Genomic DNA, 17,517 nt, shown 5'->3' with positions numbered 1-17,517 from the left:
CCATGTTCATCAGCCTCAACGGCCCGGACAACGTCGGCAAGACCACGCACCTACGACGGCTCGCCGCTCGCTTCTCCAACATCCAGCTGCTCGGCTCAGTTCACGAGCACGATGCTGCCGCCTGGGAACGAGTCGCCGGCGAGGATTACGCCGCATGGTGGTTCGAGCGGTCCACCACCGCCGAGCTGACGGGGCTGCTCCTCGACAGCTACGACAAGCGGTCGGCCGCGCTCGAACCCGGCCGCTTCGGCCTCCTCGACCGTGGGATGCCGATGCTGATCGCCGTCAGCGCGGCGACGGCCTCGGTCAAGGAAGCCTCCTCCCCAGCTGAGGCACTCGAAGCGGTGGAGCGGATCGCCGCCTCCCGCACCCCGGCTCGGGAGATGTCCGTCCTCCTTCTCCCATCACTCGACGCCGACCGCAGCTACGCGATCACCAGCGCGCGTGAGGGCCGGCCCTGGACCGGTGTCTATCCGGCGTACCAGCGGGCCCTGCACAGGGTCTTACTCCACCAGGTGGAGCAGGGGTCGTACGCCGAGGTCGTCGACTGCGAGGGCAAGGCCATTGAGCAGGTCCAAGCGGAGGTGATGTCCGTCGTCGGCTCGGTCCTGTCCCCTTCCACGTACGCGGAGGACTCCAGATGACAACGCCCGTCCCTTCTCTCGTCCTTCCGCCGGGCCTGATGCTGGCCGCGGCAGCGCTTCCGCCCAAGGACCAGCAGCGGCTGGACGACACCCTCACTCGCTTGCACGCGACCAACTCCCGTCTGTGGCTCGCCGAGGACCGCGTACGCGGCGGACTGAGCGAATCCCAGGTCGCCGACTGCAAGCGCGAGATCGACCAGCTCAACGCCGAACGCAACAACCTGGCCGAGCGGGCGGACGAAGTGCTGGCCGCCTTGGCCGGCCCTCCTCTGCTCGGCGCCGTTCGCCACACCGAGACGCTCTCCTCCGCATTGGACCGCCTCTCCGTACTCACCCTGCGCATCTGGCGCAGCGAGGAAGCCGCGGCGTTCGACCCGGCCGTGGCTCAGCGAATACCCCTGCTGCACAAGCAGCGTGCGGCGCTGTCGGACGCGCTGGACAGCCTTGCCGCGGACGTGGCCGCTGGAACCCGCCTGCTGCCGACCCCCGCGCGCTTCAAGCTGTACGGCGGCAATGCTCAGACGGACGAGACCGTCACTCCCAGTCGGCACCTTCAGCGGGTGATCGCGTTCGGCGGGCTGAGTGAGTCCGGTAAGAGCACGGGCGCCGACTACGTACGCCAGCTCGCCGGCGCCCAGCGCTTCAAGATCGGATACCTGCTCCGGCAGGCCGCATACCACCATGGGCTCGCCGACCCGTACCGGCTCTCGGCCCGCCGGCAGGCGGAGCTGCTCCTAGAGGAACTGAACCGCTTCGCCGAAGCGCACGTCGAAGCACGGCTGTTCACCATCGAATCGGTGCACGACAACGAGTCGATCGCGGAACTGAAGGCCCTGCTCGGCGATCGCCTCCAGGTGGTTTACCTGTCCGCCCCGTTCGATGTCCGTGTGGCCCGGTCCGGGACGCCTCCGCACGCCGTGGCCGCGAAGGACGCGGTGAAGATCCAACGAGGCGCGGACAAGGTCGAGGCCATGGCCGACCATGTCATCGACAACTCCGGCAGCGTGGTCGACCTGCGGGCGCGGTTACGGAGGATCGCCGAGACTTCCCAGCTCACGGCGCGGGTACAGATCGGGGACGTTTCCGCGCTCGGACTGCCGACCGCAGTCGCGGAGGCCACCGCCACCTTCGCGAGGGCCATGCGTTCGGCCGGAGCCCTGGTCCGGCTCGCCGCGCTGACGGGAAGCCCGAGCACGGGTCCGTGGGTCGCTGGCTGGTCGGACGTCGACCTCTTCGTGATTTCCGAACACCAGGGCTCCGAGCAGGTGTCCGTGGCGCTGAAGACCTACCAGGCGGCACTGGATGGTCTGGCCACCGTTGGCCTCACTCTGGTGACCCCGGACGAGCTGACCGCTCGTCGGCTCACCCCACGACTCGCGTTCGTACTCCACCAGATTCAGGACGGACAGCCGGTGCTCCACGCGGCGCCCGGACTCGAGCTGCCTGTGATCACACGCCACGACCTGGTCCTGGCCGGTGCTCAGGACCTCCCCCAGGTCATCCTCACGATGCGCCGCCTCCGCGCGTGGGCCACGGCCGGCGACCTCCGTCCGCTGTACCGGCATCTCGTTCTCGCCGTCCGACTGCTTCTGCGTGAGCAGGGCGTCTGGGCCAGCGGCCCCGACGAGATCCTCGCCGCCGCCGCGCAGCTGCCCGGCCTCCCGCCGCTCGCGGTGCCCACCCTGGCCAGCGTCGTCGACGAATGGCTGCATCGTGGCACGGACGGCGCCCTGCAGGCCGTCAGTGCCGCCGTGGATCACCTGCTGGCCTGGTACGCCGTCCAGGTATCCGCCGCCTGAGAGCCAGCGCCTCGCCCTTCCTTCAACGACCCATTCAAGGAGCTTCGCCATGCCCGAAACCGCCACGTTGCCGTTCTCCGCACGGATCGTCGAGCGCCTGTCCATCGGCCCCCAGAGCCGCCGCGAGCGCATCATCCACTCGTTGGACGGTCTCGAGGCCGCGGTCTCGCCGTCCGAGCTGGCAGGCGTGGGCAGGGAGCTGTGGTCCCTGGTCTGGGAGGAGGTCGGCCCCGAGCTCGACTCGCTCGACTTCCTGCTGGGCCTGGATGCCGGCGGCATCCTGCCCACGGTCACGCTCGCCAGCGCCGCGGCGCTCCCCTACAAGATCGCGTGGAAGCTCCACCTTCCGCTTGCCGGAGCCGTCCGCTTCACCGAGCCCCACGCGATGCGCACCGATGTGTACGCCTACGGCATCGCCGAGGGCCAGCGGATGCTGCTGGTCGACGACGAGGTCACCACCGGACACACGCTGGCCAACCTCGCCCAGAGCCTGCGGGAGGCGGGCGCCGCTCCCGTGGCCGCTGCCTGTCTGGTGGAGGACACGACGCGGGGCGCGCGGGAGCTGCTGGCCACGCACGGCGTCCCCCTGATCTCGCTGACCACGATAGGGACGTCTCGTTGACCGCCGACGATTCCGGCGGATTCCGTTTCATCGACGGCCGTGAGTCCGCCACCCGCCAGGTCGTGCACAGCACCCCACTGGGATACAGCCGGGAGCTCTTGCAGGTGGGCGAAGCCCTTCCGATTCCTGGCGTCGCGGAGCTGGTCGACCGGCTGGACGCCCAGACATCGGTGACCGTGGCACTCAATGGCAGCCTGGGCGACTCGCTGCTGGCGCTGTCCGCCGTCCGGGCGGTGTTGGAGTGGCTGAGGCTGAGGCACCCCTCCCGCACCATCCCCGTGGCAGTTGAGGGCCAGCATGCCGCCCTCATCCGGCGCGCTGTCCCATCCGGTGCCGTGGAGCCTGCTCCCGGCTCCACCGTTCTCGTCGCGGACCGCCCCACCGTCGAGCAGCGCACCAGCGGCTTCGTCCCGATCGTGTGCGACCCGGCCGCGCCGCCCTGTTGGGCGTCGAGCTGGCGAGTCCACGCGGACCTGCCAGCCCGCTACTACCTGGCCCTGGAGCGCCGACTCGGGGTACGGCTTCCCGCGGACCGCGACTTCGGCCCGCTCCTGCTCGCCCCGGCACCCCCAGCCAACCCGACGGTCCGAGCCCTCCAAGCGGACAACTGGTTCACCGGGCCCGTGATCGCAGTGATCACCGCGACCAGCTGGCCCGAGCTCAAGGACTACACCGTCGAGCGGTACCTGCAGGTGGCCGAGCGGGTGGCCGAGCTCAGCGCCACGGACGTCAAGCTCCTCGTCGTCGGGGGCCACGCCCCATCGCCCGAGATATCGAGGGTCAACACCACAAGTCGACGGGTCCGCGCTCTGCGTCTCGACGGCGTTCCCGCAATCGACCTCGCCGACGTGTTCCCGCTGTGTGACCTGGTGATCGGCAACGACACCGGCCTGACACATCTGGCTGCCCTCTCCCGGCGGCCGAACGGTGAAGGGCCCGCGGTCCTGGGCTTGTACGCCCGGCACAGCCACAGCAAGTGGACCACCGGCCTGGCCCACCACCATGCCGTGGCCACCGAATTCTCCGAGCGCATGCACCAGGGAGACCTGTGCCCCGTACGGGACGCCCTCAGCTCACCGTCCGGCAACGACCTGGCCATCATCACACCGGAGTACCTGGCAGGCCTCGCCGTCGACCTCCTGCGCCGAAACGACCACCCCGGCGGCACCAGGTGATCCGGATAGGGCGCCCGCGCCGCTTCACGCGCAACCTCGTCATCCCCGTCGACCTTGCCGGGCGACAGCTGCTGGTGAAGTACAACCGCAATCTGGACGAGGCGCAGCAGGAACAGATCGGACACAGGCTCCTGCGTGCTCGGTACCGGGTGCCCACACTGCACGCCTCGGTGCGCGTACCGGGCGGCTACCTCATGACGTACGAGCGCTTGGCCGGCGGCCGGAACTACGGTCTGCTCGTCGACCTGCTCAGCTCCAACCACGTCGGGAACGAGCTCACCCACTACCTGGACTCACTCACCGACGCCTACCGGGAAACCATTCTGGCAACGGCAATGCTGACGGACCCAGTTCGCGTGGTCCGCAAGCTGTACTGGGGCCGTGCCGCCTCCGGCGGACGCCTCGACGCGTACTACGCCGAGACGGGCCTTTCCCTGACCGTGGCCGATATCGAGATCCCCTTCGACGACCTCGGCGAGTGGGTGCTGACCATCAACGGCCAGCAGGCCAAGCTGGACTGGCAGACGGCCCTCAAGGACCTCCGGGTGCACTTCGAGAACACCGGGCCGGTCTGGGCCGCGCTCACCCAGGGCGACCCAACGGACGTGAACCTCGCCGTACCACTCGCCTGGTTCGACTACGACACCGCCGGGATGAACTGCGTACTCGGGGAATTCGCCAACTTCCTCACCTACGTCACGATCCTCGGAGGCTGGCTGGTCCCCACCTACAACCCTGCCGCCTTCGCCGATCACCCCTCGGCCATCGAGCACCGACTGGACAACACGCCGGTCATCACCGCCCAGGCCATTGATGCCGCCCACCGCTCCGTGCACATCAAGTACGAGCGGCACCTGTCTGCCCCCCGTCGGGCCGCCGCTGCGGCGTACTGGAACCGGCTCGTCAAGCCCATCGCCGCAAAACTGTGGCCCGGCCAGGACGTGGCTTCCCTCCTCCGCCCGTACGTGGCGATGCGGCTCATCGGCGTCTACAACCTCGGCGACCTGACGCCCAACGACAGGCTGCTCGTCACCATCCGGCTCATCGAAGCGCTTTCTCCATCCTTCGATCCCACCGTGTACTTCCACATCGAGGAGGCCCCGTGCCTGCCCCACTGACCGGCAGAACCGCTCTGGTGACCGGTGCCACCGGCGGCATCGGCACCGCCGTCGTCCAGCAGCTCGCAGCCAACGGTGCGATCGTCGTCATCGCGCACCACAACGAGCCCAAGGCCGCCGCCGAGCTGGCCGTCGACATCGGCGCCGGCGGCGGACGCGCGTTCGCCCTCGAAGCCGACCTCCGCGACAAGGCCGCGGTCGACGAGCTGTACGCACAGGCCATTGCACGCCTCGGTGCGATCGACATCCTCGTCAGCAACGCCGGCTCGTACCCCCGCACCGCCTGGACCGAGACGACACCCGCGGTGTGGAACGACATGCTCTCGATCAACCTCACCAGCCACTACCTGCTCGCCCGCGCCGTCTCACCGGCCATGGCCGCGCGGGGCCGGGGGCGCATCATCACTATGGGGTCTGTCCTCGCCACCGTCGGCCGCCAGGAGCTGTCCGCCTACATCAGCGCGAAGGCCGGCGTGGAGGGCCTGACCCGGGCGCTGGCCCGCGAACTCGGCCCGTCCGGCATCACCGTGAACTGCGTTGCTCCGGGCTCGATCCAGGTGCCTGCCGAGCAGACCGTGGTCGATGACCCCGAGGCCATGACCGTCCGGCAGCTCGCACGGCAGTGCATCCAGCGCCGCGGCGCACCCCCCGATGTCGCCGCCGCAGTCACCTTCCTCGCCGGCGAGGACGCCGGCTTCATCACCGGCCAGACCATCCATGTGGACGGAGGCTGGGTCCTTGGTTGAGATCTGGCTCATGCGTCATGGCGCCTACGAAGGCCACAGAGCCGGACATCACGCCCCGAGGGACGTGCCGCTCTCCGAGGCCGGCCGCACTCAGGCCGCCGTGGCCACCCCATTGCCCACCGGCGTGTCGGCCATCGTCTCCAGCCCTCTGCCGAGAGCGGCTCAGACCGCTGAGATCGTCAGCCGTCTGACCGGCCTGCCCGTCATCGCGAGCAGCGACCTGCTGTCCGAGTGGCGCGCCCCGAGCGCGGTGATCGGCCGGACGACCGACGACTACCCGCCCGCGTACATCGACTGGCGTCGGCAACGCGCGCAGAACCCGGCCGTCGCCTTCGAGGACGGCGAAAGCCTGGCCCAGCTGCACGACCGGGCGTGCCGCGCCGCCGAACACGTCTCGGCGCTCGCCCGCTCGTACGGCAGCGGACTGCTCGTGGTGTCCCACAAGCTGCTCCTCGGCGTCCTCTGCGCCCTGGATGACGGCCCCGTCGCATTCGAGCATGCCGCCCGAGCCGACTGGGGGTTCGCGGAGATCCGACCCTTCCGCGAGACCGACGCCCCTCACTCCTCTTCGTTCCGGTCAGCCCGGCAGAGCTGACTGGCATACCGCACTCCACCCCCAGCGCTCCGACGTACGAGAGGACCGATCCCATGGCCGGACGCCCCGGCATCGCCACCCACCTGCTCACCCCCGCCCAGCTGCGCATCGCTGAAAAGGTCGCCATGGGGATGTCCAGCGCCCAGGTTGCCGCCGAACTGGCGCTCTCCAAGGCCACCGTCGACGTCCAGATGTCCGACAGCAACGCGAAGACCGGTGTGACGACCCGAACCGCGCTCGTCCACGCTTGCTACGTCACCGGCCAGCTGGCCCGCCCCGAACTGATCACACCGGCACCGGCGGCGGACGAAGTCGAGCGGGAGATCCTCTGGGGGCTGGCCCTGGGCGCCGAGCTGGCGGAGACCGGCCGCCGGTGCCACTACTCCGCCGACGCCGTGGGCAAGAGGTTGCGGGCCCTGAGGAAGCAGTGGAACGCCTCGAACGATCCCCACCTCGTCACGCTGGGCTGGCAGTACGGCGTGCTTGACGACTCCCGTGGCTCGGCCGGCTTTGCCGCACGCTCCCCTATCCGCCGCTGATCCGCAGTTCCAGGGGGAATTGATCACCAGAGAGCGGCATGATGGCCGAATGAAGCGGTTTGCTGTTCGGGAGACCGTGGTCCGCCGCGATGTCTACCGCGGAAAGGTGTGGAGCGCTCATTCTCTGCACGCCGTATCGGATACCGACGAGGCCCTGGTGGCAGGTTGTCGCCCCGGGGCACACGGGCTGGGACCCACCACCTGGGTCGAGTCGACGAGGAGCGGCGCCAAGGCGCTGCGAGGGCAAGCAGTTCCCGATACCTGGCCGCCGGCCAGTGGGAACTGAGCTCGTGGCGGTGGCAGGAGACCGCGGTATTGCTCTGGAACCCTCCGGGGACGTATTTCACCATCAACGCCTTCTACGACCCAACGCTCGACCATCGGCTCCTCCGCTGGTACGTCAACTTCCAGCGCCCACTGCGACGAACCTCAATCGGATTCGACACGTTCGACCTCTTCCTCGACCTCATCGTCGATCCGGACCTGTCGCGCTGGACATGGAAAGACCACGATGAATACGCTCATGCCAGACGGCTGGGTGTGGTCACCGATGACGACTATCGAGCCGTCGACCTGGCGCAAAGCCGACCTCATCCTCGACGCCAGCCCGCCAGCACCGCTCACGATCCTCCGTCCATGACGTCGCTGGAGAAAGACGCCGACCGATGAGGGTGCGGCCGCGGCTGGTGGCATAGGCGGGAAACACTCCGACCTGGAGGTTCTCCGTACGGCCCGCCGTGTCGGAGTACTGCCGCTGAACCCCGGCCGAGCCTAGCTCCCCCGTTCACTGCGCCAGAACGCTCGGGCCCGCGTAGGCTCACGAGCGCGGGGACCCCACAGGGCGACTCGACTCTGGACTGTTGACTCCCTGCAGTTATCAACGATTTCGTTCATCCCAGGCCTGTCGGCCGGCGAGCGGGCCTGGCTGCGGTGTGCGGTGCGCCTGCTGCCTGCTGCCTGCTGCCTGCTGCCTGCTGCGACCAGCTGTATACCCAAGCGTCCTGCCGCACCCTCATGCGCGCGCGTGCAGAATGCGCCCACTGAGCGCAAGATGACAGTAGGGCGTGGGGGAGAAAATCATTAGTTAGCCACGTCCGCACATTCCTCCCCCGAGATGGACAAACAGCACCCGGACGGGAGGCCGACGTGGGTGCCAAGCGTCTGATCGTCATCGGAGCCGGCCCCAAGGCGCTGGCCTTGGCCGCGAAAGCGGAGACTTTGAAACGCATCGACGGCATCAGCAACATTCCCGATATTTATATCGTAGACAAAACTGGCGTGGCGGCGAATTGGACAGGGCAGTCCGGGTTCACCAACGGCGAACACGCGCTCGCAACATCACCGATGAAGGACGTCGGCTTCCCCTACCACTCCGAATGCTGGACCTTCGCTAATCGAGCTATTGATTCCGCGATGCTCGGCTTCAGCTGGCAATCATATCTAGTTGAGACCTCTCAATTGAATAGCGACTTTGCTGACTGGCTCGACCGGGGAGCGCAGCCGCCGTCGCTCGCCGAGTGGGCTGAATACCTGAAATGGGTCAAAAGGAAGGCTGGAACATTCGTCCATCCGGGGACGGCTACTCGTATGGATATCGTCAATGGAAAATGGATGCTGGAGTTCAACGGGGGCGAACCCATCTCCGCGGATGGTCTCGTAATAACAGGCCCCGGACCCGCAAAGCAACCAACGATCATTGGTGACCACCGCGACCGCGTGACCAATGCGGAGAATTTCTGGAATAACATATACAGAATAGAATCCGACTCACGCGTCACGGTCGGAGTAATAGGTGACGGCGGCGCAGCCGCCTCCATTGTACTGACGTTGCTACGCATGATGCCCGAAAAGAAATGCTACATCAAGATCATATCCGAGACTGGAGTCGTTTACTCTCGCGGTGAAAGTTACGACGAGAAGCGACATTATTCCAACCCGAAAGGTTGGCAGCATTTCAGCCCGGAGAATCGCGAGAAGTTTATTGACCACACACTTCGCGGCGTTTTCTCAGTGGAGGCAAAGTCGCGCATTAATAGCGCAACGAATATAGAAACCACGCAAGGCCACGTCGAGTCCATAGATGCGAAAGAGGAGCAGATTAAGGTTCGCTTCACGGGCGGCCACGTAGAGCAATTTGATCACGTAATTGTCGCAATAGGGTTCGATGGCCTGTGGTGGAAGAAAAAGCTGGGACCTAATGCGCAAACTCTGATTGGGCAGCGAATCGACGAGGCACTCAGGCCGGAAGGCGAGGATCCGAACCGCGAAATCAACGAAAAGTGTGTCCGCCGTCGGATGGGGCGCTACCTAGACATCAGAAACGTTCGACCTCGGCTCCATTTGCCGATGCTGGCCGACGAAATGCAGGGTCCAGGCTTTTCGAATCTGGGATGTCTCGGGTTGCTGTCTGATCGGATCCTCCGATCTTACTGCACACTGGACGGGCGCCGAGTTGATCTGTAAGCTTGATTGTTTCACCTGGCACGTACGAGCTGCTGGAGGCAGAGATGAGCGAACCCAGCACGTGGCGCCGTCCCTCGATGGTGCCGCGGATCCTGCGCTGGCCTGCCCACGAGCTCGACGCGGTGGCAATGGAAGCGCACAAGAAGGTAACCACGTTCAACGCTCTGCTGGCCGAGTGGGTACGGAGCGCCGATCTGGAGAGGCCCGCTGTCCAGAAGGTTCTTGCTGAAATGCCCGCCCTCTCGAGTGACTTGGAAAGCCGTACAGTCTACTGGGAAGTGGACACCGAACATCACCTCGCTGTGCTGGCGAAGGAGCTTCGTGCGTCTGCAGATCGAGTTCTCCGCGCATGCGCGTACATGAAATTCGATCACCTTGAACAGCGGCCGCATGGCGGACTCCACCTTGCGCAAGGCCACGAGCCCCCGTCTCCCGATCGCCTCCACTGTGATGCATAGCCGGTCAAGCTAGAGATCGTGTTGACATCAATCAGTTGGCTTTCGTGCCCAGGAACAGTCGCTCTTGCTGAGCGGTGACGCCGCAGGTCTGTGGGAAGCAAGCGTCGCGGCCGGGCGGGAGTAGCAACGTAGACGGCCCAGCACAGCACGGAACCGCTGGGGGGGACCGCCGCCGGATCCGACATCAAGTGCACGATCCATCTCAGTCCTCGGCACGCTGAACGTGGCAACGGCTCCGCGCCCTGCTCGTCGTCCATCTGGGCAGCCGAGCGCTCAACGGTAGGTATACCGCGACGGTGCTCGAAGGTTACGCCCGCCCGCTCGTGGTCGTAAGGTCGGAGATGCCGTCCAGCACCCGTGAGACGTCTGAGAGCGAGTCGAGTACGAGGTCGGCACCGGCCTCAGCCAGTTCCGCAGCCGTGGTCTTTCCAGAAGCCACGCCAATGACAGGGGCGCCGCCTTCGAGGCCCGTACGGACATCCTCGAGGGAGTCACCGATGATCACGGTGTTCGACCGGTTGAAGGCCGTGCCGTGCTTGGCCTCGGCCCGCGTCTGTGCGACCGCGACGAGCGCCGGCCTGTGGTGGTCGTCGGATGCGAATCCGCCGATCTCCGTGTCGAGTAGGCCGTCCAGCTCGAAGGCCGCCAGCTTGAGTAGGGCGTTCGATTTTAGGTTTCCGGTCACGGCTGTCGGGATGAAGCCGGGGTGGTCGTGCACCGCACGGAGAGCAGCGATGGCTCCGGGCATCAGGACACCCTGCTCACGCAGATCCTGCGTGTGAGAGGCGAGCTGCTTCGGTAGGAGTTCCACCATGCGCGGCAGTAGTGCCGCGACATCGGCTTCCGGGACTCCGTTGTCGATGAGGAGCGATCGGATTGCCAGCGGCATCGTGACGCCGGTACCGCGGGCCGGCAGGTGCTCCGCCGGCCGACCGACAACTTCTGCGAAGGTCTCCCGGTAGACCTGCCGGTCGATGTCCCCGACATACAGCAGTGTGCGGTCGATGTCCCACAGCACGAGGACCTGCTGGGCCTGGGTCACGTTCAGCTCCTTGTACCGGTCACGAGAGCGGCGCGGTCGATCAAGTCACGAGCGTACGGGCTTCGGCTGACCGGGGCGAGCTCGCCAAGCATGGCTTCGATGTGCTCGTTGAGCCGGGCCGACTGGAGCTGTTCGGCAAGGTCGAGCGCCTGGTGCGCCGTGGCACATCCCGCTTCGAGCTCGCCCTTTCTGAGATATGCAGACGCCGCGCGGGAGAGGAACAGCGCGTTGGTGCGCTGGTCCGCAGGGTTCAGGGCCTTTCGTGCCTCGGTGAAGCTGACGGCAGCGTGGCGCGGATCGCCCAGGTCGAGATAGGCACTGCCGGTCTGGCCGTGGATTTCGCCTTCGTTGATCCAGTACAGCCAGTGGGGGTCCAACTCGGAACGCCCTTGGGCACAGAGTTCGGCGGCCTCGCCGAGCGCGGCGAGTGCTGCCTTCCCTTCGCCGAGCTTGGCGTGCCCCCGTGCCTGCCGGGTCAGCAACATGGCCTCCAGGGCGGGGGTGCCCAGAGTTCTGACTTTCTCGCGGGCGGCTCGCGCTGCGGTGACCGCGCTGCGCGGCTGCCCGGTGGAATAGCCGTGAATGGCCAGGTAGGACAAGGCTCCGGCCCCAAGACGGTCGTCGCCGGAGACCTTGGCGGCCCGTAGCGCCGCGAGCAGGTAGCTCTGCGCGTGATCGTGTCGTCCGGAGTCGAAGGCGAACCAGCCGGTCTGTGTGGCGGTGTCGGCGACGATGCCGGCCAGGCGGCGACCGATGTCTTCGGTGTACGACGCCTTCTGCAGAAGGCGTTTGAGCAGCTCCAGGTGTGCGTCGCCCAGCTCGCTCAGGGTGCCGCTTCCGGCGCTCGCGTCCATGATGCGCAAGCGGTCAGTGGTCGCCTGCAGGTTGTCCAGCAGTTCCGAGGAGAGCTGACTTCCGTCTGCGGCACGTTGGAGGGGCTCGGCCTCGGCGGTGCCCCAGTGGTGGACGAAGGCGGTGAGCGCGATGCCGCTCACCGTGAGGAACTGCCGGCGGCCAATCACGTTGCCTCCCACCGCTTGGTCCAGTGCGGCCACCATACGGGCCGCGGTCCAAGGGAGGGTGGGGTCGAGGTCGCCTACCGACTGGTCCGAAGACCGCGGAATCGACCTGCCCGCTGGCTGAGGGAGTGGGAGCTGGACGAGCTCGGCGGGGGCTCCCAGGCCTGCTACGAATTCGATGATCTTGTCGATGTTGGTGAGGCGTCGGCTGCCGGACTCCAGCATGGATAAGAATGCCTGGCTCAGTCCCGTGAGCTGGGCCATGTCCTCCTGGCGCAGCGAGCCTCGTTGTCTGATCAGGCGGCTGGCCTTGCCGAAGTCCAACGCCGCGAGGGCCTCCCGGACACCGGCGTCGTGCCACACCCGGTCCGGAACAGCAGGTAACGCTGGGGCGGCAGGCATGAGGGCTCGAGCACACGCGGCACAGAGCCCGTCCGGGTTGTACTGGCTGAGCCGGCAGCCGCACTGATCGCAGTGTCGCAGCGCGTGCTGGGCCACCTTTGCCTCCCCACCGAGAACGCGCCAGGCAACTGAACAGCCCGTCGAAGTTCGAGATCACCCCAGTGATATCACTCGCGGAATGTGCGCGCCGGATGTTTCCCGGTCACCCTTGTGCCTCAATCAGCCGCCGTCCAGGGCCGATTGCCACTTGTAGCACCAGCTCGTCCGATCCGCTGAACCGCTGACGCCGATTCGTCGGCATGCGGCCCGGGAGAGAGTCGGGAGCTACTTGGCCGGGGTTTTGGACAGGCGCATCGAGTCTCATTTGCCGTCGGGGAGGGGGTGCACATCCGTGACGGTCAACGTCTCCGCCGTCGTGCTGCTCGCGGTTCTCGTTGTCGTGTGCGTCAAGAAGGGCGGGTTGAAGGCTGGCCACGCTGTCGTGTGCACCCTTCTGGGGTTCTACCTGGCCAGTTCCTCGATGGCCCCCGCGATCTCAGAGGTCGCGGCGAACCTCGCACGTCTGATCAGCGGCATCAAGTTTTAGAGCAGACGCCGGTCCCCGGTAACTCCCTGCCGCGCAGCGAACCCCGTCCACCACCAATGTCTCTCTTCGCCGAGGAAGCATTCGATGACCGAGAAATGCATGACGCTCTCCCGCGCCACGAGCGAGAGCATGAGGCTTCAGTTTTCCCGGCTGTTGGCTGTGAGCGGCGACCACCGTGGTCTCGGGGCGCGCTGATGCGCCCGGTGTACCACCCGGCCGGTACGGACGAGCCCCTCGGCATGGCCATGGTCGAATTGCAGGCCGGCCGGTGGAGACCGGCGCGCGACTTGCTGACCGTGACCGGTCAGCGTTGGGCTCTGCGAACCTCGCGTACGCAGGTGCTGGCAGTCGCGGCCGCCCACTCCGACGTCGTGGGTGTGTGGCTGGCGGAGGAGCCGGACAGCTACGACGCGCAGGTGATGCGTGCCCGCGTTTCGGTGGAGCGGGCCTTGCGCGCCCATCACCAGCGGCACGCAAGTGCTGCGGCGCTGGAGGTGGCAGCACGGCACGCCGCCCTGATGGCAGCGCATCGCGAGCCGCGGGACCCGGTGCCGTGGGTGTGTCTGCTCGCCCTCGCCCAGGTCGACGAGGGCCAGTTGCGGCGGGAGCACCGTGAGCGCTCGGCGGAGCCGATGCTGCCGACCGGGCCGTGGGGGCTGCTGCACGGGGTCAGTCAGCGCGATCCGTATAACCGGGAGGCGTTCCACCGGGTGCTGCAGTTCATGCTGGCGCGCCCTGTCCCCGCGGCAGCTTCCCTCGCCTCGGTGTTCGACTTCGGCCGCTGGGTGGCCTCGTGGACTCCGGCGGGCTCTCCCCTGCTGCTGTTGCCGTTGTACGCGTTGGTCGAGCAGTGTCGACAGCGGTCCGACTGGCACCGCAGCGATCCGCTGTGGCGGCGGCAGTGGGCTGACGAGCCAACGATCACCTACACGCTCAAGGCGTTTCACCACTGGTTCCGGGAGTCAGACCCTGCTGTGCGGTCGGTGATGGATCTGCATCACCTCGCGTACGCCTTGTGGGCGGGCCACCGGTTCGTGGAGGCCGCCGAAGTGTTCACGGCGGTTGACGCGTACGCCGCCCGCGAGCCGTGGGCGTCTGTCCACGAGGAGCCGAGTCGGCCCGACGGCGGCGAAGCGCTACTGCTGCGGGCCCGCCGGGAGTCCTTGTCCTTCGCTCGTACCCATGCGCCTCGCGCCGAGCCATCGCGCTGACATCGGCCAGACCGCGCCCCTTTGCCCACTTCTGACTCCCCGTATCCGTTCCACCCATCTCCTACGGAGGACCCCAGTGTTACCAATACGCCGGTCTGACCGCGCCACCGGGACCACAGCCGACGACGCGTTCCTTCGGGAACTCGGCTACGAGCCGGTGCTGGCCCGCCGCATGGGCCCGTTCGGCAACTTCGCCATCAGCTTCTCGGTAATCTCCGTGCTGAGCGGCTGCATGACCCTGTACGGCTTCGGTCTCGGGACCGGAGGCCCCGCCGTAATGATGTGGGGCTGGGTCGTCGTCGGCGCGATGGTGATGCTCGTGGGGGCCGGGATGGCCGAGGTCACCTCCGCCTATCCCACCTCCGGCGCCCTGTACTACCAGGCCGAGCGGCTCGGCGGCCGCAAGTGGGGCTGGTACACCGGCTGGCTGAACCTGCTGGGGTTGCTCGGCGCCATCGCCGGCATCGACTACGGCGCCGCGCTGTTTACCGGTGCCTTCTTGAACCTGCAGTTCGGGCTCGTCCCGACGCCGGGCAAGATCATGGCGATCTACTTCTGCATCCTCACGCTGCACGCCACCCTCAACCTCTTCGGTGTCCGGCTGGTCAGCATCCTGAACTCCATTAGCGTGTGGTGGCACCTGGGCGGGGTCGCCTTGATCGTCGGCGTCCTGGCGATCGTGCCCTCGCATCACCAGTCGCCGTCCTTCGTGTTCGGGGAGTTCGTCAACAACACCGGTTGGTCCAGCTCGCTGTACGTGGTGCTGATCGGGTTGCTGCTCGCCCAGTACACCCTCTGTGGGTACGACGCCTCCGCGCACCTGTCGGAGGAGACCACCAACGCGCAGGTCTCCGCTGCCCGCGGGATCATGCGTGCGATCGGCTGGTCATGGCTGGCTGGGTTCGTCCTGATGACCGGGCTGACCTTCGCGATCCAGGACTACGCTGCCGCCCAGGCCACCGCTACTGGGGTGCCGCCGGCGCAGATTTTCCTCGACGCCCTCGGTATCTCTGGAGCGAAGGCGCTGCTGGTGGTGGTCGTCGTCGCGCAGCTGTTCTGCGGCAACGCCGCGACGGCCGCCGCCAGCCGGATGGTGTTCGCCTTCTCCCGGGACGGCGCGCTGCCCGGGTCGAAGCTGTGGCGTCACGTCGACGCCCGCACCGGCACTCCGACCCGCGCGGTGTGGCTGTCGGTCGGCGTTGCCGCAGTCCTGGCGCTGCCGTCGCTGTACAGCCCGACCGCGTACGCCGCTGTCACCGCGATCAACGTCATCGGGATCACCCCCGCGTACGCGATCCCGATCTATCTGCGGATCCGCAACCGTCACCGCTTCCAGCCTGGCCCTTGGAACCTTGGCCGCTGGGGCGTGCCCATCGGCGTGGTCGCCGTGGCCTGGGTGGTCTTCGTGACCGTGCTGTTCTGCCTCCCCCAGACCCGCCCCGAGGCCGGACTCGTCTCCGTGACGACGTTCAACTACGCGCCCATTGCCCTGCTGGTTGTCCTCGCCCTGGCCGCCCTGTGGTGGCGGAAGTCGGGGCGTGACTACAAGGTGCCGACCGCGGCCGCCGACGCCGGCTCGGACATGGCCAAGATCCAGGAAGAGGTCGTGTAATGACACCTCAGCCCACCTCTGCCGAAACGGCATCGCGCCCGAGCACCACAGTGCAGCGCGACGCCGAGACTACGTCGACCGCCAGCCAGCGGCCGGCCCGTGCGTTCAACGTCGACGAACTGCGCAAGGCTGTCGGCGCCGGACTGATCGACACCGTGCTCCTCGCCGTACCGGACCTGCAGGGCCGCCTGAAGGGCAAGCGGTACGGGGCGCGGCACTTCCTCGACCGTGTACTCGACGGCGGCGCCGAGATGTGCGCGTACATCCTGGCCACCGACGCCGACATGACGCCGTCCGACGGCTACGCGCTCACGTCCTGGGCGAGTGGGTACGAGGACCTGACGGTCGTGCCGGATCCCTCGACCCTGCGGATCCTGCCGTGGGTGCCACGCACCGCGCTGGTCCTCGGCAACGCCGTCGACCTCGACGAGGATCCCATCGCGGTCGCACCCCGGCAGATCCTGCGCCACCAGCTGACTCGCCTGGCCGCTCACGGACTGCACGCCCAGGCCGGGCTGGAGACCGAGTTCGTGCTCTACCACGGCAGCTACTCCCGTGCCGCCCGGGTCGGCCACGAGGGCCTCGTCCCCGTGACGGAGGAGAACCTGGACTACGCCCTCGACCACTCGCCGGAGGCCGACCGGTTCTTCCGTCGGCTCCAGGGCTCGCTGGCCAAGGCGGGCATGCCGGTGGAGGCGGTCAAGACGGAAGGCGCGCCGGGCCAGGTGGAGGTCACCTTTCCCTACGGTCCCGCGCTGCCCGCGTGCGACAACCACCTCGTCTTCAAGCACGCGGTACGCACCCTGGCCGGCCGCTCCAGCATGACGGCCACCTTCATGGCCTCCCCCCAGACCGGCCTGGTCAGTGGCCTCCACCTGCACATCTCCCTCACGCGCAGCGGCAACCCCATGATCAACCATCCGGACGGACGGCTCTCGGAGATAGGAGAGCAGGCCGTCGCCGGCCTCCTGGCGGCCCTGCCCGGGCTCGCACCGCTGTACGCGCCGAACACCAACTCGTACAAGCGCTATGTGCCCGGTTCTTTCGCCCCGACCGCCATGACATGGGGCTGGGACAACCGGACGTGCGCGGTACGCGTCGCCGGGCATGGAACGGGTCTGCACCTGGAGGTCCGCGTACCGGGAGCCGACGCGAACCCCTACCTCGCCCTGTCCGCGGCCATCGCGGCGATCACCCACGGCATCGAGCGGCAGCTCACGCCGCCGGCGCCCTGCACCGCCAACGCCTACGAGGCCACCGACCTGCCCATGCTGCCCCTGACCCTCGGCCAGGCCCGCTCCGCCTTCCGGCACAGCCCCGTTGCCCAGGAAGCGTTCGGGAAGGGGGTGGTCGATCACTACGCCCACCTCGCGCAGCTCGAACTCGACCACCACCGCAGCACGGTCACCGACGCGGAGCAGGCCCGCTGGTTCACCCGCGCCTGACCGCGCGCCACCGAGACCAGGCCCCGGCCGGGAGAGTTCCC

17 protein-coding genes and 1 pseudogene are annotated in these 17,517 nt (G+C 67.4%); 15 read left to right on the top strand and 3 right to left on the bottom strand.

Translation table 11 applies throughout. The features are described 5' to 3' along the window. The first annotated feature begins 2 nt into the window (after window positions 1-2). The 9 genes from OG982_RS27045 (at window position 3) to OG982_RS27005 (ending at window position 7,907) form a co-directional block, all read left to right on the top strand. Window positions 3-644 (top strand): hypothetical protein, encoded by a 642-nt coding sequence (locus OG982_RS27045; protein WP_266949485.1) that lies wholly within the window; start codon window positions 3-5, stop codon window positions 642-644. Next, window positions 641-2,443: a DUF4254 domain-containing protein gene (locus OG982_RS27040; RefSeq protein WP_266949483.1), complete on the top strand. Its 1,803-nt coding sequence runs from the start codon at window positions 641-643 to the stop codon at window positions 2,441-2,443. The genes OG982_RS27045 and OG982_RS27040 overlap by 4 nt, the downstream gene beginning before the upstream one ends. A 49-nt stretch (window positions 2,444-2,492) precedes the next feature. Then, a complete protein-coding gene (locus OG982_RS27035) occupies window positions 2,493-3,065 on the top strand; it encodes a phosphoribosyltransferase (RefSeq protein ID WP_266949482.1) in 573 nt (190 codons plus the stop codon). Further along, a complete protein-coding gene (locus OG982_RS27030) occupies window positions 3,062-4,240 on the top strand; it encodes a glycosyltransferase family 9 protein (RefSeq protein ID WP_266949481.1) in 1,179 nt (392 codons plus the stop codon). The genes OG982_RS27035 and OG982_RS27030 overlap by 4 nt, the downstream gene beginning before the upstream one ends. Then, window positions 4,237-5,358 (top strand): hypothetical protein, encoded by a 1,122-nt coding sequence (locus tag OG982_RS27025; protein WP_266949480.1) that lies wholly within the window; start codon window positions 4,237-4,239, stop codon window positions 5,356-5,358. Before OG982_RS27030 ends, OG982_RS27025 begins: the two co-directional genes overlap by 4 nt. Beyond that, window positions 5,343-6,104 (top strand): SDR family NAD(P)-dependent oxidoreductase, encoded by a 762-nt coding sequence (locus tag OG982_RS27020; RefSeq protein ID WP_266949478.1) that lies wholly within the window; start codon window positions 5,343-5,345, stop codon window positions 6,102-6,104. The genes OG982_RS27025 and OG982_RS27020 overlap by 16 nt, the downstream gene beginning before the upstream one ends. After that, window positions 6,076-6,699: a histidine phosphatase family protein gene (locus tag OG982_RS27015; RefSeq protein WP_266949477.1), complete on the top strand. Its 624-nt coding sequence runs from the start codon at window positions 6,076-6,078 to the stop codon at window positions 6,697-6,699. Before OG982_RS27020 ends, OG982_RS27015 begins: the two co-directional genes overlap by 29 nt. Before the next feature lie 53 nt (window positions 6,700-6,752). Beyond that, window positions 6,753-7,238: a response regulator transcription factor gene (locus tag OG982_RS27010; protein ID WP_266949475.1), complete on the top strand. Its 486-nt coding sequence runs from the start codon at window positions 6,753-6,755 to the stop codon at window positions 7,236-7,238. A 108-nt stretch (window positions 7,239-7,346) separates the two neighbouring features. Next, window positions 7,347-7,907 carry a DUF402 domain-containing protein gene (locus tag OG982_RS27005; protein ID WP_266949473.1) on the top strand — a complete coding sequence of 187 codons (561 nt, stop codon included), beginning with the start codon at window positions 7,347-7,349 and terminating at the stop codon, window positions 7,905-7,907. Here the strand turns inward: OG982_RS27005 and OG982_RS27000 are convergent. After that, window positions 7,816-8,007, bottom strand: a pseudogene (locus OG982_RS27000) (transposase); the annotation flags it as partial. The gene OG982_RS27005 and the pseudogene OG982_RS27000 sit on opposite strands and share 92 nt — an antisense overlap. Before the next feature lie 377 nt (window positions 8,008-8,384). Between OG982_RS27000 and OG982_RS26995 the strand changes: the two are divergent. After that, a complete protein-coding gene (locus OG982_RS26995; protein ID WP_266949472.1) occupies window positions 8,385-9,701 on the top strand; it encodes a SidA/IucD/PvdA family monooxygenase in 1,317 nt (438 codons plus the stop codon). Window positions 9,702-9,745: 44 nt separating this feature from the next. Next, window positions 9,746-10,159, top strand: coding sequence for a hypothetical protein (locus OG982_RS26990; RefSeq protein ID WP_266949470.1), 414 nt, complete (start codon window positions 9,746-9,748; stop codon window positions 10,157-10,159). Window positions 10,160-10,466: 307 nt separating this feature from the next. Here OG982_RS26990 and OG982_RS26985 read toward each other — a convergent pair whose 3' ends face one another. Together OG982_RS26985 and OG982_RS26980 are read right to left on the bottom strand one after the other, a co-directional pair. Further along, window positions 10,467-11,201, bottom strand: a complete 735-nt coding sequence (locus OG982_RS26985; RefSeq protein WP_266949469.1) for an HAD family hydrolase — start codon at window positions 11,199-11,201, stop codon at window positions 10,467-10,469. Between the two features lie 2 nt (window positions 11,202-11,203). After that, complete coding sequence (locus tag OG982_RS26980) at window positions 11,204-12,718, bottom strand: helix-turn-helix transcriptional regulator (RefSeq protein ID WP_266949467.1); 1,515 nt, start codon at window positions 12,716-12,718, stop codon at window positions 11,204-11,206. A 295-nt stretch (window positions 12,719-13,013) separates the two neighbouring features. Here OG982_RS26980 and OG982_RS26975 point away from each other — a divergent pair, with 295 nt between their 5' ends. The 4 genes from OG982_RS26975 to OG982_RS26960 all read left to right on the top strand — a co-directional run bounded on the left by OG982_RS26975 (window position 13,014) and on the right by OG982_RS26960 (window position 17,476). Continuing rightward, window positions 13,014-13,208 carry a hypothetical protein gene (locus OG982_RS26975; protein WP_266949466.1) on the top strand — a complete coding sequence of 65 codons (195 nt, stop codon included), beginning with the start codon at window positions 13,014-13,016 and terminating at the stop codon, window positions 13,206-13,208. A gap of 239 nt (window positions 13,209-13,447) precedes the next feature. After that, window positions 13,448-14,419 (top strand): hypothetical protein, encoded by a 972-nt coding sequence (locus OG982_RS26970; protein WP_266949465.1) that lies wholly within the window; start codon window positions 13,448-13,450, stop codon window positions 14,417-14,419. 76 nt (window positions 14,420-14,495) lie between these two features. After that, on the top strand, window positions 14,496-16,031 hold the full coding sequence (locus OG982_RS26965) for an amino acid permease (protein WP_266949463.1): 1,536 nt from the start codon (window positions 14,496-14,498) through the stop codon (window positions 16,029-16,031). 50 nt (window positions 16,032-16,081) lie between these two features. Beyond that, window positions 16,082-17,476: a glutamine synthetase family protein gene (locus OG982_RS26960; protein ID WP_266949462.1), complete on the top strand. Its 1,395-nt coding sequence runs from the start codon at window positions 16,082-16,084 to the stop codon at window positions 17,474-17,476. Window positions 17,477-17,517: the final 41 nt, after the last annotated feature.

Origin of the sequence: Streptomyces sp. NBC_01551, from assembly GCF_026339935.1 — a bacterium.
Classification (GTDB): domain Bacteria; phylum Actinomycetota; class Actinomycetes; order Streptomycetales; family Streptomycetaceae; genus Streptomyces.
This window is presented reverse-complemented; position numbering and strand designations above follow the sequence as displayed.

Excerpts from the sequence above, each read along its gene's own strand:
- OG982_RS26990 (WP_266949470.1), top strand. The coding sequence starts at position 9,746 with ATGAGCGAACCCAGCACGTGGCGCCGTCCCTCGATGGTGCCGCGGATC.
- OG982_RS27045 (WP_266949485.1), top strand. The coding sequence starts at position 3 with ATGTTCATCAGCCTCAACGGCCCGGACAACGTCGGCAAGACCACGCAC.
- OG982_RS27040 (WP_266949483.1), top strand. The coding sequence starts at position 641 with ATGACAACGCCCGTCCCTTCTCTCGTCCTTCCGCCGGGCCTGATGCTG.
- OG982_RS26970 (WP_266949465.1), top strand. The coding sequence starts at position 13,448 with ATGGCCATGGTCGAATTGCAGGCCGGCCGGTGGAGACCGGCGCGCGAC.
- OG982_RS27010 (WP_266949475.1), top strand. The coding sequence starts at position 6,753 with ATGGCCGGACGCCCCGGCATCGCCACCCACCTGCTCACCCCCGCCCAG.
- OG982_RS27015 (WP_266949477.1), top strand. The coding sequence starts at position 6,076 with ATGTGGACGGAGGCTGGGTCCTTGGTTGAGATCTGGCTCATGCGTCAT.
- OG982_RS27035 (WP_266949482.1), top strand. The coding sequence starts at position 2,493 with ATGCCCGAAACCGCCACGTTGCCGTTCTCCGCACGGATCGTCGAGCGC.